This window comes from Siculibacillus lacustris (assembly GCF_004328075.1).
Lineage (GTDB): Bacteria > Pseudomonadota > Alphaproteobacteria > Rhizobiales > Ancalomicrobiaceae > Siculibacillus > Siculibacillus lacustris.
The window spans coordinates 23,297-46,272 of sequence record NZ_SJFN01000036.1 but is presented as its reverse complement, the minus strand read 5'-3'; the positions used below and the strand labels follow the sequence as shown (position 1 = coordinate 46,272).

Here is a 22,976-nt window from a genome sequence, read left to right as displayed (position 1 = left end):
GACAATACCGTCGCCGACGCCGTGCTCGACCGCCTCGTCCACAACGCCCACCGCATCGAACTGGCCGGCGACAGCATGCGCAAGCAAAGGGCCTCGCCCCTCTTGACCCCCGCCGAAAACGGCGAAACCTATAACCCCTGACGAAAACGAGGCACCCGAGGACCACCCCGTCAAAACTGTCCGGACTTTAGCGGAAACGCTGTCCGGGAATTAGCGGAATGGCTGTCCGGATTCAGCGAAGCGCGCAGTGAAAGTGCCGTCGGGTGCTCTGGAGGTGATCCCTCGCGAAGGACGGTCGAGCATCACGGTGACCAGTCCATCGCAGTCGTTCAAGAGTTTCGGTGGCCGACTGTTCGAGGTTACGGACGCCACGCTGGCGCAACAGGTGGGCTGGGCCTATCCCGGCGGAATCGTCCCGATCGACCCGGCGACGGTCGTCGCCAGTCATCCACCGCTGGTCTATGACGTCCTGCCCGGCCTCGCGGGCGTCGCACAACTGTTGGACCAGGGTGCGCTGGCGCGCAATCCGTCCGGCGAATATCTCATTCGGCGGAAGATTCGCTTCCCGGGCGGCATGTACGGAGCGAACTCCGTGCGCTTTCTGTTGCTGCGCGGGGTTCCGGTTCCCGACGGTGAACTCGGGCATTCCTGCATCGTTTCCGAAGAGACCGGCGAAGCGATCCCCGGCACTGCCGGTTGCCATTGATCCGAGCGATCTGGGCCGGCCGCCGCCGTCGGCGTGATCGAGTTCGTCGACCGCGATGCCGCACGACCTGCGAATTCTGCGACACCCGGGCCGACGCCCGGGTGTTTCATTTTGCGTCGAACGCCGCCTTGGCTGCCTCGATCCGGGCGCGGTTGGCCTCCGCCCAGATCCAGACGCCGCAGAATGCTTCGCCGAGCGTGTGACCGAGGTCGGTCAGCGCATAGTCGACGTGCGGCGGCACCACCGGATGGACGGTGCGCGTGACCAGCCCGCTGCGTTCCATCTCGCGCAGGGTCTTGGTCAGCATCTTCTGGCTGATGTCGCCGACCGCCCGGCCGATCTCGGTGAAGCGCAGGGTGCCGCGCTCCTCGAGGATCTCCAGCACCAGCATCGTCCACTTGTCGGCGACCTGGGCGATGACGTCGCGCACCAGCGCCTCGACGGCCGGATCGATCGCCTCCGCCCGGGGGGCGGTCGGCGAGCAGCCCTCGGCCGGTTCCGCCGCCGCACAGGCGGCACCGACGGTGACGGTGGGTGGCGTGATCCGTTCGGCCGTGTCGGTCATGACACTCTCCCTCAGGTGACTATGGAACTCAACGGTGCCTACTTTCCAAAAGAGAGCATGGGGCCTAACGTCTCTCCACGCAATCCCTCAGGAGTAGACCTCATGGACATGACCGGCAGAACCATTCTCGTCACCGGCGGCGCCACCGGCATCGGCTTCGGTCTGGTGAAGGCGTTTCACGAACGCGGCAATCGGGTGATCATCGCCGGCCGCAGCCGGACCTCGCTCGCCGCCGCCACCGCCGCCCTCCCGGGCCTGGTGGCGCTGGAACTCGACATCGCCGATCCCGCTTCGATCGCCGCTTTCGCCGAGCGGATCCTCGCCGACCATCCCGACCTCGACACCGTGCTCCACAATGCCGGGATGATGAGCGACGAGAGCTTCCTCGCCGGCCCGACATGGCTCGCCGACGCCGAGGCGACGATCGCGACCAATCTGCTCGGACCGCTCCGGCTGACCGCGGCCCTGCTGCCGCACCTGCTCACGCGACCGAAGGCCACGATCCTCACCGTGACCTCCGGGCTCGCCTTCGTTCCGAAGCTGTCGACGCCGACCTATTGTGCGACCAAGGCGGCGCTGCATTCCTGGACCCTGTGCCTGCGGCGCCAGCTCCGCGACACCTCGGTCGAGGTGATCGAGATCGCCCCGCCCTATGTCCAGACCACGCTCCAGGGCGAACGTCAGGCGTCCGACCCCCGCGCCATGCCGCTCGCAGACTTCCTCGCCGAGGTGGTGGCCCTGCTCGGCCGCGTGCCGACCCCGCCGGAGATCATCGTCGAGCGCTGCCGGCCGATGCGCTTCGCCGCGGAGAACGGCAAGGTCGAGGAGATCTTCGAGGTGCTCGCCGAGTTGTGAGGGACGCAGCGGCGACGGAGCCGGCGATTTCGGGATCGGGGCCGGTCGAAACGCCTCGGCTCCGGTTTCTGCGAGTGCGCGACGGCCCGGGCGATCGACGCCCGGGCCTTCCCTTTTTCGCCACGAGGACGGTGCAGGAGAGGAGGGATCGACGGGCACGCCCAGGCGTGGCATCTCGTGATCCCGGGCAGAAGTCGGAGAATCGTTTCGATGAAGACTAAGGTGCAGATCCTCTTCGTGACCGCTCTCGCCGTCCTCGCCGCGGTCCCGGCTCTCGCCCAACCGGTGGTGCCCGAATCCCGCGCCCAGGTCGCGCTGTCCTTCGCGCCGGTGGTGCGTCAGGTCGCGCCGGCGGTCGTCAACGTCTATGCCAGCCGCAAGGTCGAGGCCCAGGTCAATCCGCTGTTCGCCGACCCCCTGTTCCGCCAGTTCTTCGGCGGGCGCGGTGTGCCGCCGGCGCGGATGGAATCCTCGCTCGGCTCGGGCACGATCATCGACCGCACCGGTCTGATCGTCACCAACCACCACGTCATCAAGGACGCAACGGACGTCAAGGTGGCGCTCGCCGACCGCCGCGAGTTCGAAGCCGACGTGGTGCTGAAGGACGAGCGCACCGACCTCGCGGTGATCAAGATCCGCGAGAAGGGCGACTACCCGGTCGCCGAAATCGGCGACAGCGAGACCCTTCAGGTCGGCGATCTGGTGCTGGCGATCGGCAATCCCTTCGGCGTCGGCCAGACGGTGACGCAGGGCATCGTCTCGGCGCTGGCCCGCACCCAGGTCGGGGTTGCCGACTACCAGTTCTTCATCCAGACCGATGCGGCGATCAATCCCGGCAATTCCGGCGGCGCCCTGGTCGATCTCCAGGGCCGTCTGGTCGGCGTGCCCTCGGCGATCTATTCGCGCTCCGGCGGCTCGATCGGCATCGGCTTCGCGATCCCCGCGACCATCGTCAAATTCGTCGTCGAACAGGCCAAGACCGGCAACGTGGTGCGCCGGCCCTGGCTCGGGGCGACGCTGCAGAACGTCACCGCCGACGTCGCCGAGACCCTCGGCCTCGATCGGCCGCGCGGCGCCCTGATCGCCGGCCTGATCCCCGGCGGCCCGGCCGCCAAGGCGGGATTGAAGATCGGCGATCTGCTGCTGACCATCGACGGCCACGACGTCGACGATCCCGACGGCTTCGGTTTCCGCTTCGGCACCCGCCCGCTCGGCGGCACCGCCAAGGTGACGATCCGCCGCGGTAAGGCGACGCAACAGATCGAGATCGCCGCGCTCGCCGCCCCCGAGACGGTGCCGCGCGACGAGCGGGTGATCGAGGGCGCCTCGCCCTTCGCCGGGACCACGGTCGTCAATTTGTCGCCGGCGGTCGCCGAGGAACTGCGCCTGCCCTTCGACGCCGAGGGCGTGGTGGTGCGCGACGTCGCCCCCGGTTCACCGGCCGCCCGCGTCGGCTTCCAGAAGGGCGACTTCGTGGTCGAGATCAATGGCACCCGCATCGACCGTACGGCGACGCTGGCCCGCGTCGCCCAGAGCGATCCCGGTCTGTGGCGTCTGGTGGTCAAGCGCGACGGCCAACTGGTGCGCCTGGCGTTCCGTGGGTGAGGAGCGGTCGGCGCAGCCGAGCCGACGCTCCGGTGGAGCGTCGGCAGCGACGAACGCCCGGAGCGTCAGCGCAGGGCCGGAGGAGGAGCGGTCGGCATAGCCGAGCCGACGCTCCCGGAAAGCATGCCGACGACGGGCGCCCGGAACCCGCGCGGCCGGCCGGCCGCCCGCATCCGACCGGCGCCGACGTTCGAATCGGTTCACCAATCGACGCACCCACCGGAAAGCGGCCTTGAAACCCGCGGCCGGGCGCACGACACTCCGCAGCGTCGGGTGTGCGCCTTTCCGGGCCGCGCCTGCCGTCCGGACCCGCCCGAAGCCCCGAGTCATTCCGAAAAGTCATGACGTCATGACAAATCGTCGCTTCTGCCCGGGCGGATCGGGCCGACCGTCCACGACCCACCCGACGCCGCGGCCGAACCGGTGACGGGAGCGGCCATCATCATCACGTGAGGACCCCCCATGCCCGCCGTCCATCCGACGCTCGCCGCCGAGGTTCGTGAACTCCTCGGCTCGCTCGGCGTCGACGCCGCCCTCCACACCGGTGGTTCGCTTCCCGTCACCTCGCCGATCACCGGCGAGGAGATCGGCCGGGTGGTCGAGCACGAGACGGAAGAGGCGGAAGCCGCGATCGAACGGGCGCATGCCGCCTTCAAGATCTGGCGGACGGTGCCGCCGCCCAAGCGCGGCGAACTGGTGCGTCTGCTCGGCGAGGAACTCCGGGCCGCCAAGCCGGCGCTCGGCCGGCTGGTGACCCTCGAGGTCGGCAAGATCGCCTCCGAGGGCCAGGGCGAGGTCCAGGAGATGATCGACATCTGCGACTTCGCCGTCGGCCTGTCGCGCCAGCTCTACGGCCTGACCATCGCCACCGAACGCCCCGGCCACCGCATGATGGAGACCTGGCATCCGCTCGGGGTCACCGGGATCATCTCGGCCTTCAATTTCCCCGTGGCGGTGTGGTCGTGGAACGCCGCGCTGGCCTTCGTCTGCGGCAATTCGGTGGTGTGGAAGCCCTCGGAGAAGACCCCGCTGACCGCGCTGGCGGTCTCGGCTCTCGTCGCGCGCGCCGTCGCCCGTTTCCGCGCCGGCGGCGGCGAAGCGCCCGACGGCCTGCTGGAGTTGGTGATCGGCGCCCGCCAGATCGGCGAGATCCTGGTCTCCGACGAGCGCGTCCCGGTGGTCTCGGCGACCGGCTCGACGGCGATGGGCCGGGTGGTCGGCCCCAAGCTCGCCCGCCGCTTCGCCCGCGCGATTCTCGAACTCGGTGGCAACAACGCGGCGATCGTCTGCCCCTCGGCCGATTTCGATCTGGCCCTGCGCGCCATCGCCTTTTCGGCGATCGGTACCGCCGGCCAGCGCTGCACCTCGCTGCGCCGCCTGTTCGTCCACGATTCGATCTATGACACCCTGGTCACCCGCCTGCGCCGCGCCTATGGCTCGGTGACCATCGGCGACCCGTCGAAACCCGACACCCTGGTCGGTCCGCTGATCGACAAGGCGGCCTTCGACGCCATGCAGCGCGCCCTCCAGGCCGCCCGCGACGCCGGCGGCACGGTCACCGGCGGCGGCCGGGTCAACGTGCCGGGCTGCGAGGGCGGCTTCTACGTCGCCCCGGCCCTGGTCGAGATGCCGAGCCAAGCCGGCCCGGTGGTCGAGGAGACCTTCGCGCCGATCCTCTACGTGATGCGCTACACCAAGTTCGAAGTGGCGCTGAAGCTCAACAACGCCGTGCCCCAGGGCCTGTCGTCGTCGGTGTTCACCAACGACCTCAGCGAGGCCGAACTGTTCGTCTCGGCGGTCGGCTCCGACTGCGGCATCGCCAACGTCAACATCGGCCCTTCGGGCGCCGAGATCGGCGGCGCCTTCGGCGGCGAGAAGGAGACCGGCGGCGGCCGCGAGGCGGGTTCGGATTCGTGGAAGGCCTACATGCGCCGCGCCACCAACACCATCAACTACTCGAAGTCGCTGCCGCTCGCCCAAGGCGTACGGTTCGACGTCGAGAGCTGACCGGCGGGGAGGCCGGGAGGCAACGAGAACACGAAGTTTCTGGGAGGAGACGACATGACCGGTGGGCGCCACGCGAAACCGGAGGGCGGCGGATCGTTCCGATGGGACGACCCCTTCCTCTTCGACGATCAACTGACCGAGGACGAGCGGCTGATCGCCGCCACCGCCCGCGCCTATGCCCAGGATCGGCTCGCCCCGCGCGTCGCCGACGCCTATCTCGCCGAGACCACCGACCGCTCGATCTTCACCGAGATGGGTGAACTCGGTCTGCTCGGCGTCACCGTCGCCGAGGACTTCGGCGGCGCCGGCGCCGGCTATGTCGCCTATGGTCTGGTCGCCCGCGAGATCGAACGGGTCGATTCCGGCTACCGCTCGATGATGAGTGTGCAGTCGTCCTTGGTGATGTACCCGATCGAGGCCTACGGGTCGGACGCGCAGAAGGCCAAGTATCTGCCGAAACTCGCCTCCGGCGAATGGGTCGGCTGCTTCGGCCTGACCGAGCCCGATGCCGGCTCCGATCCCGGCTCGCTCACCACCCGCGCCGAGAAGGTCGCCGACGGCTATCGGCTGACCGGCACCAAGATGTGGATCTCCAACGCGCCGATCGCCGACGTCTTCGTGGTCTGGGCGAAATCCGCCGCCCATGACGGGGCGATCCGCGGCTTCGTGCTGGACAAGGGCCTGAAGGGCCTCTCGGCGCCGAAGATCGGCGGCAAGCTCAGCTTGCGCGCCTCGATCACCGGCGAGATCGTCATGGACGGCGTGGTCGTTCCCGACGACGCGCTGCTGCCCCACGTCTCGGGGCTCAAGGGTCCGTTCGGCTGCCTCAACCGCGCCCGCTACGGCATCTCCTGGGGGGTGATGGGGGCGGCCGAGGACTGCTGGCACCGCGCCCGGCAATACACCCTCGACCGCAAACAGTTCGGCCGGCCGCTCGCCGCCACCCAGTTGGTCCAGAAGAAGCTCGCCGACATGCAGACCGAGATCGCGCTGGGCCTCCAGGCCTCGCTCCGGGTCGGGCGGCTGTTCGAAGAGGGCCGCATGGCCCCGGAGATGATCTCGTTGGTCAAGCGCAACAACTGCGGCAAGGCCCTCGACATCGCCCGGACCGCCCGCGACATGCACGGCGGCAACGGCATCCAGATCGAATATCATGTGATGCGCCACGCCCAGAACCTGGAGACGGTCAACACCTACGAGGGCACGCACGACGTCCATGCGCTGATCCTCGGTCGCGCCCAGACCGGCATCCAGGCGTTCTTCTGAGGGGAAAAGTCCGATGACCACCGCTCCGCTCGCCGGCCTCAAGGTGCTCGAACTCGCCCGCGTCCTCGCCGGCCCCTGGGTCGGCCAGACGCTCGCCGACCTCGGTGCCGAAGTGATCAAGATCGAACGCCCGGTCACCGGCGACGACACCCGCCACTGGGGCCCTCCCTTCGTCGCCGCCAAGGACGGCGGCGATCTCGGCGCGGCCTATTTCCACGCCTGCAACCGCGGCAAGCACTCGATCGCCGTCGATTTCGAAAAGCCCGAGGGCGCGGCGATCGTCCGCGCGCTCGCCGCCGATGCCGACGTGGTGATCGAGAACTTCAAGGTCGGCGGGCTGGTGAAGTACGGGCTCGACTGGGACACCCTGTCGGCGCTCAATCCCAAGCTGATCTATTGCTCGATCACCGGTTTCGGCCAGACCGGCCCGGATGCGGCGCGCGCCGGCTACGACTTCATGATCCAGGGGCTCGGCGGCTACATGGACCTGACCGGCGCCGCCGACGGCGAGCCGACCAAGGTCGGCGTCGCGGTCGCCGATCTCTTCGCCGGCCTGCACGGGGTGATCGCCATCCAGGCGGCGCTCGCCGCGCGCCAGCGCACCGGCCGCGGCCAGTCGATCGACCTGGCGCTGCTCGACACGATGGTCGCCATGCTCGCCAATCAGGGCATGAACTATCTCGTCTCCGGCACGACCCCGCACCGCATGGGCAATGCCCACCCCAACATCGTGCCCTATCAGGTCTTCCCGGTCGCCGACGGCCACATCGTGGTGGCCACCGGCAACGACCGCCAATGGCGCGACTTCTGCGCCATCCTCGACCTCGAGGACCTCGCCTTCGACCCGCGCTTCGTCCACAACGCCGCCCGCGTCGCCGATCGCGCCGAACTGGTGCCGCTGCTCGAGGAGGCGACCCGCCGCTTCCACCGCGCCGAATTGTTGGGAAAACTCGAGGCGGTGCACGTGCCGGCCGGGCCGATCAACTCGGTCGCCGAGGTCTTCGCCGACCCGCAGGTCGCCGCCCGCGCCCTGAAGATGGACCTCGCCGAGCCCCTTGCCGCGGCCGGATCGATCCCGTCGATCCGCAACCCGATCCGGCTGTCCGACACGCCCCTGGTCCAGGACCGCGCCGCGCCGCGCCTCGGCGCCGACACCGCGGCGATCCTCGCCCGCCTCGGCCACGGCCCCGACGAGATCGAGCGCCTCGCCGCCGCCGGGGTGATCGGCCGCGCGCCGGCGGCGTGAGCCGGGGCGGGGAGGGGGATGGGTTGCCGGGGCCAGTACCTTCGCGCAATGACCCGCTCGGCTCCTGCGACGTGGCGACGATTGCCGGCGCCGAGGGGCACGACGACGCTCTCCGCAGCGTCCTCTCCCTTTCGGGGGGGAGAGACTGAGAGGGGGGCTCGGCCTTTCGTCGTTCACGGCGGTCGTCGGCGCGGGGGGGGCCCCCCCCCCCCCCCCCCCCTCCCTGTCCCTCCCCCTCGAGGGGGAGGGGGACGAGGTGGCAGCGGCCTCGCAAGGCAGCCCGGGTCCGTCAGCCCCGTCCGCGGACCCGATACGCATGGCATTGTCTCGCGGATGCGGCGGCGTCGGACGAAACGCCGACACTGTGGATCACCGGTCCCACCACGACAGGCGCCCCGCGCGCCGGATCGCGCTATATGAGGGGCGAGCGGCGTCGCGCCGCCGATCGAGGGCCTGTCGATGACCGATCTCTTCGCCGCCGCCGGATTGGAGCGCGCCGCGCCGCGCCCGCTCGCCGATCGGCTGCGGCCGCAGAAGCTCGCCGAGGTCGTCGGCCAGGACCATCTCGTCGGCCCCGACGGCGCGATCAGCAGGATGTTGCGCTCCGGCAGCCTCGGAAGTCTGATCTTCTGGGGCCCGCCCGGCACCGGCAAGACCACCGTCGCCCGTCTGTTGGCGGATGAGACCGAGCTCGAGTTCGAACAGGTCTCGGCGATCTTCACCGGCGTCGCCGATCTCAAGAAGGTCTTCGAGGCGGCGCGCGGCCGCCGGGCGATCGGCCGCGGCACGCTGCTGTTCGTCGACGAGATCCATCGCTTCAACCGCGCCCAGCTCGACAGTTTCCTGCCCGTGGTCGAGGACGGCACCATCGTGCTGGTCGGCGCCACCACCGAGAACCCGTCCTTCGAGCTCAACGCCGCGCTCCTGTCGCGCGCCCATGTCCTGGTGTTCAAGTCGCTCGACGAGGCGGCGATCGCCCGGCTGGTCGAGCGCGCCGAGGCCGATCTCGGCCGGCCGCTGCCGCTCGACGCCGAGGCCCGCGCCATGCTGGTGCGGATGGCCGACGGCGACGGCCGCGCCGCGCTGACGCTGGCCGAAGACGTCATCCGCGCCGCCGCCCCCGGCGAGACCTTCGACGGCACGACGCTCCAGGAGATCGTCCAGCGGCGCGCGCCGATCTACGACAAGACCCAGGACGGCCACTACAATCTGATCTCGGCCCTGCACAAGTCGGTGCGCGGCTCCGATCCCGACGCGGCGCTCTACTGGTTCGCGCGCATGCTCGACGCCGGCGAGAACGGCCTGTTCCTCGCCCGCCGCATCGTCCGCATGGCGGTCGAGGACGTCGGCCTCGCCGACCCCCAGGCCCTGGTGATCGCCAATGCCGCCAAGGACGCCTACGACTTCCTCGGCAGCCCGGAGGGCGAATTGGCGATCGCCCAGGCGCTGGTCTATGTCGCCACAGCGCCCAAGTCGAACGCCGTCTATACCGCCTACAAGGCGGCGATGCGGGTCGCCAAGGACGGCGGCTCGCTGCCGCCGCCGAAGCACATCCTCAACGCGCCGACCAAGCTGATGAAGGCCGAGGGCTATTCCGAGGGCTATCTCTACGACCACGATCAGCCCGACGCCTTCTCCGGCCAGGACTATTTCCCGGAGAAACTCGGCCGCCACAGCTTCTACCACCCGCCCGAACGCGGCTTCGAGCGCGAGGTCAAGAAGCGGCTCGACTGGTGGGCGAAGCTCCGCCGCGAGCGCGGCGGGGCGTGAGGGCGAGCGCGGTCAGGGCGCGCCGTCACTCGGAGGCGACGAACCGCAGCACGCCGGCGACGCGCGGACCGGACGACGTGTCCGACGGATGATTGACGCCGTCCATCACCACGACTTCGGGGAAGTCGAAGGGGCCGTGTCCTTCGAGACAGGCGACGTTGATTCCGAACAGCTTGGGGTTCGATCGGCGCTGGTGGTGAGTGTAGATGCCACAGGTCCGGCAGAAATAGTGTTTCGCCGTTCCGGTATTGAATTGATAGAGCGACAGATTGTCTTCGCCGGCGACGAACGCGACGTCGTCACGCTGCGCGGAGACGGCGATCGCGCCTCGCATCCGGCAATAGCTGCAGGTACAGCGGCGGATCGTGTCGAACCCGGCCAGGCGAACCCTGAACCGCACCCGGCCGCAGTGACAGGCGGCGTCATGGATCTTCGCTTCTTCGTTCATGGCTGAACTCCTTGCGCCGCGGCCTCAGCGCCGGTCCAGCCGATAGGCGTCGCCGACCTTGAGCGTCACCAGGGCCGCGATCACCGCCTTGACGATGTCGCCGGGGATGAAGGCGAGCGAGCCGTAGAAGGCCTTGGCGAGGCCGATCTTGGCGGCGAAGGCCAGCCAGACGATGCCGAAGGCGTAGTCCACCACCACGCCGCCGATCAACGCCGCGGCGATCAGACCGAGCAGCCGCGACACGGTGCCGGTGCCGCCTCGGGCGAGAGGCCGGGTCAGCGCGTTGAGGCGCACCGCCGAGAGGGCACGGACCAGCGCCGGCGTGCCGTCGCGATCGAGCCGCATCGCCAGCAGGCCGGCGACGAAGGCGGCCGGCACCCAGCCGATCAGGAATCCCGCGGTCGGCCCGGCGAACACCACCAGCCCGCCGCGCCCGCCGGCCAGCACCGGCAGGCCGATCGCCACCAGGGCGATCACCACCAGCGGCGCCGCGGCGCCACGCTTCGGCCCGAGCACCAGACCGGCGAGCATCACCCCCAGTGACTGCAGGGTGATCGGCACCGGCAGGACGGCGAGCGGGAAGGCCGGCACGGCGCCGAGCGCGACGATCACGGCGGCGAACAGGGCGACGAGGCCGATGTCACGGGTGGTCATGGGGAAGATCCTCGGACGGCACGGCAGGGGAGGGCGCGGCGCGGTCGGCGAGTATGCCGGGGCCGCGCGGCGGAGGAAAGCCGCGGGCGTCGATCGCGTCGGCGATCTCTTCGGCGCGCACCAGAATGCGGACGATCAGCGGCACCGCCAGCGCCACCGGATGGCCGGCGAGCCCCCGCACCGCCTGGGCCTCGCGGATCGCCGCGATCTCGGCGCCGATCAGCGGCACGAAGCGGATCGCCAGCGTCAGGGTCAGCGCCACGCGCGGCGCATCGAGCAGCCCGAGCCGATCGAAGGGCACGAGCGCCCGCTCCAGGGTGTCGGCGAGTTCGCCGGTCGAGGTGGTCAGCGTCACCGCCTGGGCGAAGAACAGGAGCGCTGCGAGCCGCAGCACCGCGACGAGCGCCGTCGCGGCATCGACCAGGAGCACGTCGGCGAGCCCGACCAGGACAACCGCCAGCCCCGGCAGGGCGAGGTCGCGGGCGAGCCGCGCCGGCGCCCGCCCGGTCGACAGCATCGCCGCCCCGCCGATCACCGCCGCGATCGCCAGGACCGCCGGCACGTCCACGAAGAACAACGCCGTGGCGATCACCGCCAGCCCCGCGAGCTTCGACCCGGCCGGCAGGCGATGGAGCGGGCTCGCGCCGTCGGCCCCGATCCCGCCGATCATGCCGAGCGCTCCCGGTAGAGGGCGAGCGCGCGGCTCGGCCGGTCGTCGGCGACGATCCGCCCGGCGTCGATCACCAGGACCCGGTCGAAGTCGTCGAGCAGCTCGAGGTCGTGGGCGACCACCACCGCCTGTTCGGGCATCGCCGCCAGCACGGCGCGGAAGCGGTTGCGGTTGTGCAGATCGAGCTGCGACGTCGGCTCGTCGAACAGCACGGTCTTCGGCCCCAGTGCCAGGACACCGGCGAGCGCCACCAGCTGTTTCTCGCCGCCCGACAATTCGTGGATGCGCCGACGCCCGAGCGCGCGAATGTCCAGCCGATCGAGCGCCGCGTCGACCCGCGCCGCGGTCTGGGCTCGGTCGAAGCCGTGGTTCTTCAGGCCGAAGGCGAGATCTTCGGCGACGATCGGAAAGACGATCTGGTTGTCGGGGTTCTGGAACAGGAAACCGGTCACCGCGCGGATCGCCCGCGCGTCGGTGATGCTGTCGCGCCCGTCGACGATGATCGTGCCTTCGGTCGGCGCCACCAGCCCGATCAGGCTCTTCAGGAGCGTCGATTTGCCCGAGCCGTTGCGCCCGACGATGCCGATCCGCCGCTCGGTGAGCGTGAGGGAAAGGCCGTCGAGCACGGTCCGGCCTTCGCGAACGACGGAGACGGCGTCGAAGACGATGGTCTGCCGGCGCTCGGTGCTCGGGCTCGCCGCCGTGGGTCTCGGTCCGCCTTCGGATCGGTCCGTGTGGTTCATCGTCGACCTGCTTCCCACCGGTCCGGCCGCCGCCCCGGTTCGATGCTGTGTGTGGGCGAACCCCGGGCCTGTCAAGCGGGGAGGGCCGGCGCGCGCAGCGCAGCGTTTCGGCCCTCCACCCGACCCGGGCGACCCGCCACCCGCCAGGGCGCGACCTGCGGGTCACGCGCCGCCGCCGCGGTCGTCCCTTCTCCCCTGGTGGGAGAAGGTGCCCCGCAGGGGCGGATGAGGGGGCTGTGCGCGGGCGGTGAACGGGCGGACTCGCGAATCCGGCGGTCGGGGAGGGGCCCGCCCCCTCATCCGGCCTTCGGCCACCTTCTCCCGCGAGGGGAGAAGGGAAGGGGCCGCGGCGCGATCGTGCCCGCCGATCTCGGACGGCCGGCGTGGCCGACGACCCGAGCCCCGGACCACACCCCGGGCCACACCCGGCCACACCCCGCCACACGTCGCCACACGTCGCCACACGTCGCCGGCGCCGCGAGGGCCCCCCGTTCCCGCCGCGATCGCGGCTCCCGTGACGATTCGGCGGCGCTCGGATCGTGACAATCGCGCCGCTGCGGTGCATTGAAATGTCTCCACCGCGCGCCGCCCACCCCAGAGTCCGCCATGCCGATCTCGCTCGCCACCCAGCTCCAGTTCCTGTGCCTCGTCTTCGTCGGCGGCGGTATCGGTGCGGTCGCCCGCTACGGCGTGTCGCTCGCCGCGCTCTCCGCCTTCGGGCCGCATTTCCCCTGGGGGACGCTGGCGATCAACGTGATCGGCTCGCTGGTGATGGGGGTCTTCGCCGGCTGGCTGATGACCCGTCAGGCCGGATCCGGCTCGGACGCCTTCCGCCTGTTCTTCATGACCGGCATCCTCGGTGGCTTCACCACCTTCTCGGCCTTCTCGCTCGACGCCGTGGTGCTGTGGCAGCGCGGCGCGACCCTGGCCGCGACCGGCTACGTCGCCGCCTCGGTCGCCGTGTCGATCCTCGCCCTGGTCGCCGCCCTCGCCGCCACCCGGGCGATGTTCGCCTCCTGAGACCCACGCCGCCGGCGCTCCTCCGAGCGGCCCCCCTTACCGTCGACCCCCGCGAACCGCCGAAATTGCCGCAAATCGGCGCGATCCGAGGGTCCGAGCGGCCCGCCGGGTCACGCCGTGCTTGCGTGCGGCCCCGCTTTCCGCCATCACGGGGGCCACACGAGGAACTCCATGGCGATCGTCGAAACCATCACCGTCGGCGAGGACGAGGCCGGTATGCGCCTCGACCGCTGGTTCAAGGCTCATTATCCCGGTCTCGCCTTCGGCGCGCTGCAGAAGCTCGCGCGGACCGGACAGGTACGCATCGACGGCAAGCGCGTCGAAACCTCGGCCCGCGTCATGCCGGGTCAGATGGTACGCGTGCCGCCGCTGCCGACCGATCTCAAGGAGAGCGCCCGGCCCCAGTCGGACAAGCAGCCGGCGCAGGAGGGCGACGCCGCCTTCCTGAAGTCGCGCATCTTGTTCGAAGACGCCGACGTCATCGTCCTGAACAAGCCCGCCGGCCTGTCGGTCCAGGGCGGATCGGGCGTCACCCGCCACGTCGACGCGATGCTGGAGAGCCTGATCGACTCCAAGGGTCAGGTGCCGCGTCTGGTCCATCGGCTCGACAAGGACACCGCCGGCTGTCTGGTGATCGCCAAGCGCCGGTCGATCGCCGCGGCCTTGGCCGCGACCTTCCGCTCGCGCTCGGCGCGCAAGATCTATTGGGCGCTGGTCGCCGGCGTGCCCCATCCCCGACAGGGCAAGATCTCGACCTGGCTCGCCAAGGACGAGGAGAACGACGGCGAGAAGATGCGCGTCGCCCGCCACGGCGAACAGGGAGCGGCCCATGCGCTGACCCACTATTCCGTGGTCGATCAGGCCGCTCAGAGCCTGTCGTGGCTGAGCCTCAAGCCGACCACCGGCCGCACCCATCAATTGCGCGCCCATACCGCCCACATCGGCCACCCGATCGTCGGCGACCCCAAATACTTCGACAAGAAGGATTGGGAACTGCCGGGCGGCATGCAGAACAAGCTGCATCTGCTCGCCCGTCGCATCGTCGTGCCCCATCCCGGCGGACGCGGAATCATCGACGTCACCGCGCCCTTGCCGCCGCACATGAAGCAGTCGTGGAACCTGCTCGGCTTCGACACCTCGGCCTACGATCCCGAGATCGAGGAGGCGATCGAGGACTGACCCTCGGTCGACCGCCCATGGAACGCACCGTCCACGTCAGCGAGAAGGGCATGCGCCTCGATCGCTTCCTGCGCATCCATCGCCCCGAACTCGCCCATGGCGCCGCCGCCGGGCTGTTGAAGTCCGGGCGCCTGACCGTCGACGGTCGGCCCTTCCGCCTCGCCGATCCGCTCGCCGCCGGTCAGGTCGTCCGCCTCGCCGAGCGCCCCGCCGGCGCGTCCGCCGTCGCTGCGACTCCGGCGATCGATCCGGCGGCCCGCGCCGCGATCGAGGCGCGGCTCGCGGCGATGACCATCTGGTCCGACGACGATCTGATCGTCTTCGACAAGCCCTCGGGCCTGCCGGTGCACGGCGGTACCCGCTCGGGCGAGGACCTCGACGGCCTGCTCGCCCAGCTCGTCGACGCCCGCGGCAAACGGCCGCTGCTCGTCCATCGCCTCGACCGCGACACCTCCGGCGTGCTGGTCGCCGCTCGCAGCCGCGCCGTCGCCGCCCGCCTCGGCCGGGCCTTCGCCGCCCGCACCGTCGCCAAGACCTATATGGCGGTGGTCGCCGGCGTCCCCGATCCTGCCGCGGGAACCATCGCTCTCGCGCTGGCCAAGCGCGAGACGCCGCAGGGCGGGCGGATGGTGGCGGTCGCCGCCGACGATCCCGCCGGGCTTTCCGCGGTCACCGAATATGAAGTGGTGGGCACCTCTCCCGATGGCCGCTCGGCCCTGGTACGGCTCGAGCCCGCCACCGGACGCCAGCACCAGTTGCGGGCGCACCTGGCGGCGATCGGTCACCCGATCCTCGGCGATCGACTCTATGGCCGCGCCGCCGCGGCACCCCGCCTCATGTTGCACGCTCTGCGCCTCGGGTTTTCGCGACCCGACGGCCGGCGGATCGAGGTCTCGGCCGCGCTGCCACCCGTATTTTTATCGATGTTTCCTACAACCGATACCCGAGGGTTGTGACATTTATGACGGATCTGTTTCAGTTTCGTCACGCAAGTGTCATCACTTATGACGAAAGTGCCCCCCGACGGAGGCCGGTCATCGGTTCCGTCCGCGCGCTCGGCGCGCGCAACCGATACGGGGATTCATCATGCTCAATGCGTTCGCTCAGAAGCGTCGCCTCACGCTGGCCCTGACCACCCTCGGCTTCGTCGCCTCGATGGGTGTTGCTCAGGCCACCGACTTCACCGGCGCCGGCGCCACCTTCCCGGCGCCCGCCTACACCGCCTGGAGCGCCGACTACAAGGCCAAGACCGGATCGAGCCTGAACTATCAGGCGATCGGTTCGGGCGGTGGTCAGAAGCAGATCCTGGCCCGCACCGTCGATTTCGGCGCTTCCGACGCGCCGATGGAGTCCAAGCAGCTCGCCGACGGCAAGCTCCTCCAGTTCCCGGCGGTGATCGGCTCGGTCGTGCTGATCGTCAATCTCGACGGCGTCAAGCCCAACGAGATCAAGCTCGACGGCGCCACCCTCGGCGACATCTATCTCGGCAAGATCGCCAAGTGGAACGACCCGGCGATCGTCAAGCTGAACCCCGACATCAAGCTGCCCGACCTGGCCATCCAGCCGGTCTACCGCTCGGATGGCTCGGGCACCACCTACGTCTACACCACCTATCTCGCCGACGTTTCGGCGGATTGGAAGGGCAAGGTCGGCGCCGCGACGTCGGTGTCGTGGCCGGCCGGTACCGGTGCCAAGGGCAACGACGGTGTCGCCGGCGCGGTCAAGAACGCCAAGGGCGCGATCGGCTACGTCGAATACGTCTACGCCGCCGCCAACGGCCTGACCACGACGCAGCTCGGCAACAAGGCCGGCAAGTTCGTGCCGCCGACCGTCCCGGCCTTCCAGGCAGCCGCCGCCAACGCCGATTGGAAGGGCGCCAAGGACTTCGCCGCGTCGATGATCAACACCGCCGGCGACACCACCTGGCCGATCGTCTCGGCGACCTTCATCCTGCTCCCCAAGGACCCGAAGGACACCGCCGCTTCGCTCGAAGTGATGAAGTTCTTCGACTGGGCGTTCAAGGACGGCGGTGCCGTCGCCGAGAAGCTCCACTACATTCCGCTGCCGGCCGCCGTGCAGGACGACGTCCGCAAGGCCTGGAAGGCGGAAATCAAGGACGGATCGGGCGCGCCCGTCTACAAGTGATGTCGAGCCTCGGCGCGGGACCTGCCGGTCCCGCGCCTCGGCGTGTCCGACGCGCCGTCGATCCGTCCGCCGCCCCCGCGGGGCGACCGTCGTCCAGAACGAGGTGACCTTCGTGTCCGATCAAACCCTCGCCGTGTCCGCCGACCCCTCCTTCGAGAAGCGGCCGTCGATCTTCGCCGGTGGCGGCCAGACGATCGACCACGTGTTCCGGGCCGGCCTGATCGCCTCCGGCGCCCTCGTCCTGGTGGTCCTCGGGGCCATTCTGTTCCAACTCTTCATCGGCGGCTGGCCGATCATCGCGGCCGACGGTCTGAGCTTCTTCACCTCCTCCGACTGGAACCCGGTGACCGACCGCTACGGCGCCGTGGTGATGCTCTACGGCACGGTGGTGACCGCGGTGATCGCCGTGGTGATCGGCGTGCCGGTGTCCTTCGGCATCACCTTCTTCCTGACCGAGGTGGCGCCGGTCGGCGCCCGCCGGACCATCGGCACGGCGATCCAGCTGCTCGCCGCGGTGCCCTCGATCATCTTCGGCATGTGGGGCTTCTTCGTCGTCGCGCCGCTGATGGCCGAATGGGTCGAGCCGGTCCTCGGCGCGGTGCTCGGCCCGATCCCGGTCCTCGGCATCCTGTTCTCCGGCGCCCCGATGGGCACCGGCGTGCTCACCGCCGGCCTGATCCTGGCGCTGATGATCGTCCCCTTCATGTCGGCGATGTTCGTCGAGATCATCGAATCGGTGCCGCCGGTGCTCAAGGAAGCCGCCTACGGCGTCGGCTCGACCACCTCGGAAGTGTTCCGCCACATCTCGATGCCCTACGGCCGCACCGCCCTGGTCGGCGGCATGATGCTCGGCCTCGGCCGGGCGCTCGGCGAGACCATGGCGGTGACCTTCGTCATCGGCAACGCCAACCGCATCAAGGCCTCGCTGTTCGCCCCGGGCGCCTCGATCGCCTCGACCATCGCCAACGAGTTCCCCGAGGCCGGCCCCGGCAGCCTCAAGCTCAACGCGCTGCTCGAACTCGGCTTCGCGCTGTTCGTGATCTCTTTCCTCGTTCTCGCCCTGGCCCGTTGGCTGGTGCGCAGCCGTCTCGATTGAGGGCGCCCGCATGAACCTGTTCAATCGCCGCATGGCGCAGGACGCCGTCCTCAAGGTGGTGGCCTCGGGCCTCGCCCTGATGGTCCTGGTGCTGCTCGCCTGGATCCTGTGGACGCTGTTCATCCGCGGCCTGTCGGCCCTGTCGTTCAGCGTCTTCACCCAACCGACCCTGCCGCCGGGCCGCGGTGGCGGCCTCGCCAACGCCATCATCGGGACCCTGATCCAGGTGATCATCGCGGTGGTGATCGCCGCGCCGATCGGCGTCATGGCCGGCACCTATCTCGCCGAACTCGGCGCCAAGTCGAAGATCGCCGGCACCGTCCGCTTCATCAACGACGTGCTCCTGTCGGCGCCGTCGATCCTGATCGGTCTGTTCGTCTATCAGGCGATCGTCCTGCCCTTCGGCGGCTTCTCCGCCTGGGCCGGGGCGGTGGCCCTGGCCGTGGTCATCCTGCCGGTGGTGGTCCGCGCCACCGAGGACATGATGCGGCTGGTGCCGGGCTCGCTGCGCGAGGCCGCCTTCGCCCTCGGCGCTCCCCATTGGCGGGTGGTCACCTCGGTGATGTGGCGTGCGGCGCGCGCCGGCATCGTCACCGGCATCCTGCTGGCGATCGCCCGCGCCGCCGGCGAGACCGCGCCGCTCCTGTTCACCTCCCTCGGCAATCTGTCCTGGTCCTTCGACATGACGAAGCCCATGGCCAGCCTGCCGCTGGCGATCTATCAATATGCCGGAAGTCCCTACGACGAATGGGTGGCGCTCGCCTGGGCCGGCGCATTGCTCATCACCGTCGGGGTGCTCACCCTCAACATCGTGTCCCGCCTGGTGCTCGCGGGCGTCAAGAGGTCCTGACCCATGAACATGTCCGCGACCGAAATGGGCAAGATGGTGCTCGCCACCGGCCGCCCGGCCCTGGATCTCGACGCCGAACCGAAGATCCGCATCCAGGATCTCAACTTCTTCTACGGTGACAATCAGGCGCTCCACGCCATCAACATGGACGTGCCCGACCGTCGCGTGACCGCGATGATCGGCCCCTCCGGCTGCGGCAAGTCGACCCTGCTGCGCGTCATCAACCGCATGTACGACCTCTATCCGGGTCAGCGGGCGGTCGGCAAGGTGCTGCTCGACGGCGAGAATCTGATCGATCCCAAGGCCAAGTCGACGGTGGTGCGCACCCGCGTCGGCATGGTGTTCCAGAAGCCGACGCCGTTCCCGATGACCATCTGGGACAACATCGCCTACGGCATCCGGCTGCACGAGCGGATGTCCAAGGCCGATCTCGAGAACCGCATCGAATGGTGCCTGACCAAGTCGGCGATCTGGGGCGAGGTCAAGGACCGGCTCCACACCTCCGCCCTCGGTCTGTCCGGCGGCCAGCAGCAGCGTCTGTGCATCGCCCGCACCATCGCCGTGAAGCCGGAAGTGATCCTGCTCGACGAGCCGACCTCGGCCCTCGACCCGATCTCGACCGCCCGCATCGAGGAACTGGTCGACGAGCTGAAGAGCGAGTTCACCATCGTCATCGTCACCCACAACATGCAGCAGGCGGCCCGCTGTTCCGATCAGACCGCCTTCTTCCTGCTCGGCAAGCTGCTCGAATATGGTCCGACCTCGGAAATGTTCGTTGCGCCCAAGGACCAGAAGACCCAGGACTACATCACCGGCCGCTTCGGCTGATCGGTCCGGTGTCGTTTCCGTTCGTTTGCGAGGCCGGTGGATCTTCCGCCGGCCTCGTCGGTCTTTCCGTCCACCCCGAGGGTCGTACCCGGTGAAGCATCTCCTCCTCTTCGACGTCGACGGCACGCTGATCGACAGCCAGCACATGATCGTCGACGCCATGGCCGCCGCCTTCGCCGCCCATGGTGTGCCGCCGCCGCCGCGCGTCGCGGTGCTGGAGATCGTCGGACTGTCGCTCGACCGCGCCGTCGCCCACCTGCTCGGCGACGCCGAAGTCTCGGTGTCGGCGGTGTGCGGCTCCTACAAGACCGCCTTCGCCGACCTGCGCGCCGGCGGCGGCCGCCACGAGCCGCTCTATCCGGGCGCGCGCGCCGCCCTCGACGCCTTCGCCGCGCGTGACGACGTCATCCTCGGCCTCGCCACCGGCAAGTCGCGCCGCGGCGTCGCCAACGTCCTCGATCTCCACCGTCTCCACGGTCGCTTCGTCACCATCCAGACCGCCGACGACCATCCCTCCAAGCCCCATCCGGCGATGATCCGCGCCGCGCTCGCCGAAACCGGCATCGCTCCCGGGCGGGCGATGATGCTCGGCGACACCAATTGGGACATCGAGATGGGGGTGGCCGCCGGAATCGTTGCGGTCGGCGTCGCTTGGGGCTACCAGACGAAGTTGGCGCTCGCCGCCGCCGGCGCCGCCGCGATCCTCGCGGATTTCGCGGAACTCGAGCCGACCTTCGATCGGATCTTCGCCGTTTCCCGCGGGGCCTGATCGCGGCAGACCGCAGCAGGACACGAGACCATGCGCGACCTCCTCTGGTTCGATCCCGACGCCGAAGCCCCCGCCTTCGAACCCGATCCGGTGAAGCGGGCGCGCACCGCCATGAACACCGAACTGCCGCGCCGGTTCTGGAAGGACGTCGCGGTCGAGGGCCTCGGTGCGGATGCCTTCCGCATCCTGCTCGACGGCCGCCCGGTCAAGACCCCGGCCAAGCGTGATCTGGTCCTGCCCCGCCATGATCTCGCCGAGGCGGTCGCCGCCGAATGGCGCGCCCAGACCACCCATCTCGCGCCCTCGACCATGCCCCACACGCGGCTGGCCAATGCGGTGATCGACGGCGTCGCCGACCGCGCCGCGGAGGTCGCCGCCGACGCCCTGCGCTATGCCGGCTCCGATCTCCTGTGCTACCGCGCCACCTCACCGGTCCGCCTGATCGATCGTCAGGCCGCCGCCTGGGATCCGCTGCTCGATTGGGCCGACGAGACCTGGGGCGCGCGCCTGTTGGTCGGCGAAGGTGTCATGCATGTGGCGCAGGACAGCGATGCGATCGATGCACTGGGGGCAGGGGTCCGAGCCCTCGATCCGTGGCGGCTCGCCGGGCTCCACGCCATGACCACTCTGTCGGGCTCGCTGGTGATCGCGCTCGCGGTGGTCGCCGGCCGGCTCGATCGCGACGCCGCCTGGGCCGCCGCCCATGTCGACGAGCATTGGAGCGCCGAACTGTGGGGCCGCGACGACGAGGCCGAGGCCCGTCTCGCCCGCCGCCGCCGCGATTTCGACGTCGCCGCGGCCTTCGCCGGGCGCTGACCCGGCGGGGCCCCACGAACCTACGGAAAGCCGCCGTCGGCCGCGCGCCCGCGCCGCTGAGATGCCGGCTCAGACGTTCGGCTACGTACCGCGACGAGACGTCGCGTGTTAATCACCGGCCCGTTCATTCCTTTCGACTTCAGGAGCGGGGCCCGTCCCATGAAAGAGATTATCGCGGAACTCCAGCGTCGACGCGACGAGGCCTGGATGGGCGGCGGCCAGAAGCGGATCGACGCTCAGCACGCCCGCGGCAAACTCACCGCCCGCGAACGCATCGAGGTCCTGCTCGATGCCGACAGCTTCGAAGAGATCGACATCTACGTCGAGCACCGCTGCATCGACTTCGGCATGGAGCAGACGCGGATCCCCGGCGACGGCGTGGTGATCGGCTCCGGCACCATCAACGGCCGCACCGTCTATCTGTTCGCCAAGGACTTCACGGTGTTCGGCGGCTCGCTGTCGGAAGCCCACGCCGCCAAGATCGTCAAGCTCCAGGAAATGGCGCTGAAGAACCGCGCGCCGATCATCGGCCTGTTCGATGCCGGCGGTGCCCGCATCCAGGAGGGCGTCGCGGCGCTCGGCGGCTACGGCGAAGTGTTCCAGCGCAACGTGCTGGCCTCGGGCGTGATCCCGCAGATCTCGGTGATCATGGGCCCCTGCGCCGGCGGCGACGTCTACTCGCCGGCCATGACCGACTTCATCTTCATGGTCCGCGACACCAGCTACATGTTCGTGACCGGTCCGGACGTGGTCAAGACCGTCACCGCCGAGATCGTCACGGCGGAAGAGCTCGGCGGCGCTTCGGTCCACACCACCAAGTCCTCGGTCGCCGACGGCTCCTTCGAGAACGACGTCGAGGCCCTGCTCCAGGTCCGCCGCCTGATCGACTTCCTGCCGATCAACAACACCGCGGAACTGCCCGAGATCCTCAACCACACCAATCCCGACCTGCTCGATCACGGCCTGGACACGCTGATCCCGGACAATCCGAACAAGCCCTACGACATGAAGGAATTGATCCTCAAGACCGTCGACGAGGGTGATTTCTTCGAGATCCAGGAGCGCCACGCGCGCAACATCATCGTCGGCTTCGGCCGCGTCGAGGGCCGCACCGTCGGCCTCGTCGCCAATCAGCCGATGGTCCTGGCCGGCGTGCTCGACATCGACGCCTCCCGCAAGGCGGCGCGCTTCGTCCGCTTCTGCGACTGTTTCAACATCCCGATCATCACCTTCGTCGACGTCCCCGGCTTCCTGCCCGGCACCGCCCAGGAATACGGCGGCCTGATCAAGCACGGCGCCAAGCTGCTGTTCGCCTATGCCGAAGCGACCGTGCCGAAGATCACCGTGATCACCCGCAAGGCCTACGGCGGCGCCTACGACGTCATGGCCTCGAAGCACCTGCGCGGCGACTTCAACTACGCCTGGCCGTCGGCCGAGATTGCGGTGATGGGCGCCAAGGGCGCCGTCGAGATCCTCTATCGCGACGAGCTCGGCGACCCGGCCAAGATCGCCGCCCGCACCGAAGAGTACAAGCGGCGCTTCGCCAACCCCTTCGTGGCGGCCGAACGCGGCTACATCGACGACGTGATCAAGCCGCACTCGACCCGCAACCGCATCGCGCGGGCCCTGCGCATGCTGCGCACCAAGCAGCTCACCAATCCTTGGAAGAAGCACGACAACATTCCGCTGTGACGCGGAAGGAACGCTGCCGAAAATCCGGGGGCGGCGCCTCGCCCTC

Annotated in this window: 23 protein-coding genes; 18 read left to right on the top strand and 5 right to left on the bottom strand. The window is 69.5% G+C overall.

The genetic code is table 11. The annotated features are described in order from the left end of the window. Together EYW49_RS18980 and EYW49_RS18975 are read left to right on the top strand one after the other, a co-directional pair. Positions 1-141: ATP-binding protein (locus tag EYW49_RS18980; protein WP_228259569.1), on the top strand; the 141-nt coding region annotated here is incomplete at its 5' end. Between the two features lie 166 nt (positions 142-307). Next, positions 308-706, top strand: a complete 399-nt coding sequence (locus EYW49_RS18975) for a hypothetical protein (protein WP_131311204.1) — start codon at positions 308-310, stop codon at positions 704-706. Positions 707-812: 106 nt separating this feature from the next. Here the strand turns inward: EYW49_RS18975 and EYW49_RS18970 are convergent, their stop codons facing one another. Beyond that, positions 813-1,271, bottom strand: a complete 459-nt coding sequence (locus tag EYW49_RS18970) for a winged helix-turn-helix transcriptional regulator (protein ID WP_131311203.1) — start codon at positions 1,269-1,271, stop codon at positions 813-815. 102 nt (positions 1,272-1,373) lie between these two features. Here EYW49_RS18970 and EYW49_RS18965 point away from each other — a divergent pair, with 102 nt between their 5' ends. The 6 genes from EYW49_RS18965 to EYW49_RS18940 all read left to right on the top strand — a co-directional run bounded on the left by EYW49_RS18965 (position 1,374) and on the right by EYW49_RS18940 (position 10,020). Further along, complete coding sequence (locus EYW49_RS18965) at positions 1,374-2,126, top strand: SDR family oxidoreductase (protein ID WP_131311202.1); 753 nt, start codon at positions 1,374-1,376, stop codon at positions 2,124-2,126. A gap of 210 nt (positions 2,127-2,336) precedes the next feature. Further along, a complete protein-coding gene (locus tag EYW49_RS18960) occupies positions 2,337-3,731 on the top strand; it encodes a DegQ family serine endoprotease (protein ID WP_131311201.1) in 1,395 nt (464 codons plus the stop codon). A gap of 462 nt (positions 3,732-4,193) precedes the next feature. Further along, the gene (amaB, locus tag EYW49_RS18955) at positions 4,194-5,738 is read left to right on the top strand and encodes an L-piperidine-6-carboxylate dehydrogenase (RefSeq protein WP_131311200.1); all 1,545 of its coding nucleotides are present in this window, start codon (positions 4,194-4,196) and stop codon (positions 5,736-5,738) included. A gap of 54 nt (positions 5,739-5,792) precedes the next feature. Continuing rightward, positions 5,793-7,004 carry an acyl-CoA dehydrogenase gene (locus EYW49_RS18950; RefSeq protein ID WP_131311199.1) on the top strand — a complete coding sequence of 404 codons (1,212 nt, stop codon included), beginning with the start codon at positions 5,793-5,795 and terminating at the stop codon, positions 7,002-7,004. Between the two features lie 13 nt (positions 7,005-7,017). Then, positions 7,018-8,250: a CaiB/BaiF CoA transferase family protein gene (locus EYW49_RS18945; RefSeq protein ID WP_131311198.1), complete on the top strand. Its 1,233-nt coding sequence runs from the start codon at positions 7,018-7,020 to the stop codon at positions 8,248-8,250. A 459-nt stretch (positions 8,251-8,709) separates the two neighbouring features. Then, positions 8,710-10,020, top strand: a complete 1,311-nt coding sequence (locus EYW49_RS18940; protein ID WP_131311197.1) for a replication-associated recombination protein A — start codon at positions 8,710-8,712, stop codon at positions 10,018-10,020. 25 nt (positions 10,021-10,045) lie between these two features. Here EYW49_RS18940 and EYW49_RS18935 read toward each other — a convergent pair whose 3' ends face one another. Genes EYW49_RS18935 through EYW49_RS18920 form a run of 4 tightly spaced genes read right to left on the bottom strand, consistent with a single transcriptional unit; the run spans position 10,046 to position 12,418 of the window. Further along, positions 10,046-10,468, bottom strand: a complete 423-nt coding sequence (locus EYW49_RS18935; protein ID WP_131311196.1) for a GFA family protein — start codon at positions 10,466-10,468, stop codon at positions 10,046-10,048. A gap of 24 nt (positions 10,469-10,492) precedes the next feature. After that, on the bottom strand, positions 10,493-11,122 hold the full coding sequence (locus EYW49_RS18930) for a biotin transporter BioY (protein WP_131311195.1): 630 nt from the start codon (positions 11,120-11,122) through the stop codon (positions 10,493-10,495). Then, positions 11,109-11,792 (bottom strand): energy-coupling factor transporter transmembrane component T family protein, encoded by a 684-nt coding sequence (locus EYW49_RS18925; protein ID WP_131311194.1) that lies wholly within the window; start codon positions 11,790-11,792, stop codon positions 11,109-11,111. The genes EYW49_RS18930 and EYW49_RS18925 overlap by 14 nt, the downstream gene beginning before the upstream one ends. Beyond that, positions 11,789-12,418, bottom strand: a complete 630-nt coding sequence (locus tag EYW49_RS18920; protein ID WP_228259681.1) for an energy-coupling factor ABC transporter ATP-binding protein — start codon at positions 12,416-12,418, stop codon at positions 11,789-11,791. Before EYW49_RS18920 ends, EYW49_RS18925 begins: the two co-directional genes overlap by 4 nt. 723 nt (positions 12,419-13,141) lie before the next feature. Here EYW49_RS18920 and crcB point away from each other — a divergent pair. From crcB to EYW49_RS18870, 10 genes are all read left to right on the top strand, one after another. After that, complete coding sequence (gene crcB / locus EYW49_RS18915) at positions 13,142-13,555, top strand: fluoride efflux transporter CrcB (RefSeq protein WP_131311192.1); 414 nt, start codon at positions 13,142-13,144, stop codon at positions 13,553-13,555. 171 nt (positions 13,556-13,726) lie between these two features. Next, positions 13,727-14,734 (top strand): RluA family pseudouridine synthase, encoded by a 1,008-nt coding sequence (locus EYW49_RS18910; protein ID WP_131311191.1) that lies wholly within the window; start codon positions 13,727-13,729, stop codon positions 14,732-14,734. Between the two features lie 17 nt (positions 14,735-14,751). Then, positions 14,752-15,690 carry an RluA family pseudouridine synthase gene (locus EYW49_RS18905; RefSeq protein WP_131311190.1) on the top strand — a complete coding sequence of 313 codons (939 nt, stop codon included), beginning with the start codon at positions 14,752-14,754 and terminating at the stop codon, positions 15,688-15,690. Between the two features lie 130 nt (positions 15,691-15,820). Beyond that, positions 15,821-16,879, top strand: coding sequence for a phosphate ABC transporter substrate-binding protein PstS (gene pstS / locus EYW49_RS18900; protein ID WP_131311189.1), 1,059 nt, complete (start codon positions 15,821-15,823; stop codon positions 16,877-16,879). A 103-nt stretch (positions 16,880-16,982) separates the two neighbouring features. Next, positions 16,983-17,975 (top strand): phosphate ABC transporter permease subunit PstC, encoded by a 993-nt coding sequence (gene pstC / locus EYW49_RS18895; protein WP_165498333.1) that lies wholly within the window; start codon positions 16,983-16,985, stop codon positions 17,973-17,975. A 10-nt stretch (positions 17,976-17,985) separates the two neighbouring features. Continuing rightward, complete coding sequence (gene pstA, locus EYW49_RS18890) at positions 17,986-18,825, top strand: phosphate ABC transporter permease PstA (RefSeq protein WP_131311188.1); 840 nt, start codon at positions 17,986-17,988, stop codon at positions 18,823-18,825. Between the two features lie 24 nt (positions 18,826-18,849). Further along, positions 18,850-19,653: a phosphate ABC transporter ATP-binding protein PstB gene (pstB, locus tag EYW49_RS18885; protein WP_206365507.1), complete on the top strand. Its 804-nt coding sequence runs from the start codon at positions 18,850-18,852 to the stop codon at positions 19,651-19,653. A 91-nt stretch (positions 19,654-19,744) separates the two neighbouring features. Continuing rightward, positions 19,745-20,422 (top strand): HAD-IA family hydrolase, encoded by a 678-nt coding sequence (locus EYW49_RS18880; RefSeq protein ID WP_228259680.1) that lies wholly within the window; start codon positions 19,745-19,747, stop codon positions 20,420-20,422. A 30-nt stretch (positions 20,423-20,452) separates the two neighbouring features. Then, positions 20,453-21,238 (top strand): ATP12 family chaperone protein, encoded by a 786-nt coding sequence (locus EYW49_RS18875; protein WP_131311186.1) that lies wholly within the window; start codon positions 20,453-20,455, stop codon positions 21,236-21,238. Positions 21,239-21,397: 159 nt separating this feature from the next. After that, on the top strand, positions 21,398-22,930 hold the full coding sequence (locus tag EYW49_RS18870) for an acyl-CoA carboxylase subunit beta (protein WP_131311185.1): 1,533 nt from the start codon (positions 21,398-21,400) through the stop codon (positions 22,928-22,930). Positions 22,931-22,976 lie beyond the last annotated feature (46 nt).

Coding starts and splice junctions, on each gene's coding strand:
- EYW49_RS18970 (WP_131311203.1), bottom strand. CDS start 1,271: ATGACCGACACGGCCGAACGGATCACGCCACCCACCGTCACCGTCGGT.
- EYW49_RS18965 (WP_131311202.1), top strand. CDS start 1,374: ATGGACATGACCGGCAGAACCATTCTCGTCACCGGCGGCGCCACCGGC.
- EYW49_RS18960 (WP_131311201.1), top strand. CDS start 2,337: ATGAAGACTAAGGTGCAGATCCTCTTCGTGACCGCTCTCGCCGTCCTC.
- amaB (WP_131311200.1), top strand. CDS start 4,194: ATGCCCGCCGTCCATCCGACGCTCGCCGCCGAGGTTCGTGAACTCCTC.
- EYW49_RS18950 (WP_131311199.1), top strand. CDS start 5,793: ATGACCGGTGGGCGCCACGCGAAACCGGAGGGCGGCGGATCGTTCCGA.
- EYW49_RS18945 (WP_131311198.1), top strand. CDS start 7,018: ATGACCACCGCTCCGCTCGCCGGCCTCAAGGTGCTCGAACTCGCCCGC.
- EYW49_RS18940 (WP_131311197.1), top strand. CDS start 8,710: ATGACCGATCTCTTCGCCGCCGCCGGATTGGAGCGCGCCGCGCCGCGC.
- EYW49_RS18935 (WP_131311196.1), bottom strand. CDS start 10,468: ATGAACGAAGAAGCGAAGATCCATGACGCCGCCTGTCACTGCGGCCGG.
- EYW49_RS18930 (WP_131311195.1), bottom strand. CDS start 11,122: ATGACCACCCGTGACATCGGCCTCGTCGCCCTGTTCGCCGCCGTGATC.
- EYW49_RS18925 (WP_131311194.1), bottom strand. CDS start 11,792: ATGATCGGCGGGATCGGGGCCGACGGCGCGAGCCCGCTCCATCGCCTG.
- crcB (WP_131311192.1), top strand. CDS start 13,142: ATGCCGATCTCGCTCGCCACCCAGCTCCAGTTCCTGTGCCTCGTCTTC.
- EYW49_RS18910 (WP_131311191.1), top strand. CDS start 13,727: ATGGCGATCGTCGAAACCATCACCGTCGGCGAGGACGAGGCCGGTATG.
- EYW49_RS18905 (WP_131311190.1), top strand. CDS start 14,752: ATGGAACGCACCGTCCACGTCAGCGAGAAGGGCATGCGCCTCGATCGC.
- pstS (WP_131311189.1), top strand. CDS start 15,821: ATGCTCAATGCGTTCGCTCAGAAGCGTCGCCTCACGCTGGCCCTGACC.
- pstA (WP_131311188.1), top strand. CDS start 17,986: ATGAACCTGTTCAATCGCCGCATGGCGCAGGACGCCGTCCTCAAGGTG.
- pstB (WP_206365507.1), top strand. CDS start 18,850: ATGGGCAAGATGGTGCTCGCCACCGGCCGCCCGGCCCTGGATCTCGAC.
- EYW49_RS18875 (WP_131311186.1), top strand. CDS start 20,453: ATGCGCGACCTCCTCTGGTTCGATCCCGACGCCGAAGCCCCCGCCTTC.
- EYW49_RS18870 (WP_131311185.1), top strand. CDS start 21,398: ATGAAAGAGATTATCGCGGAACTCCAGCGTCGACGCGACGAGGCCTGG.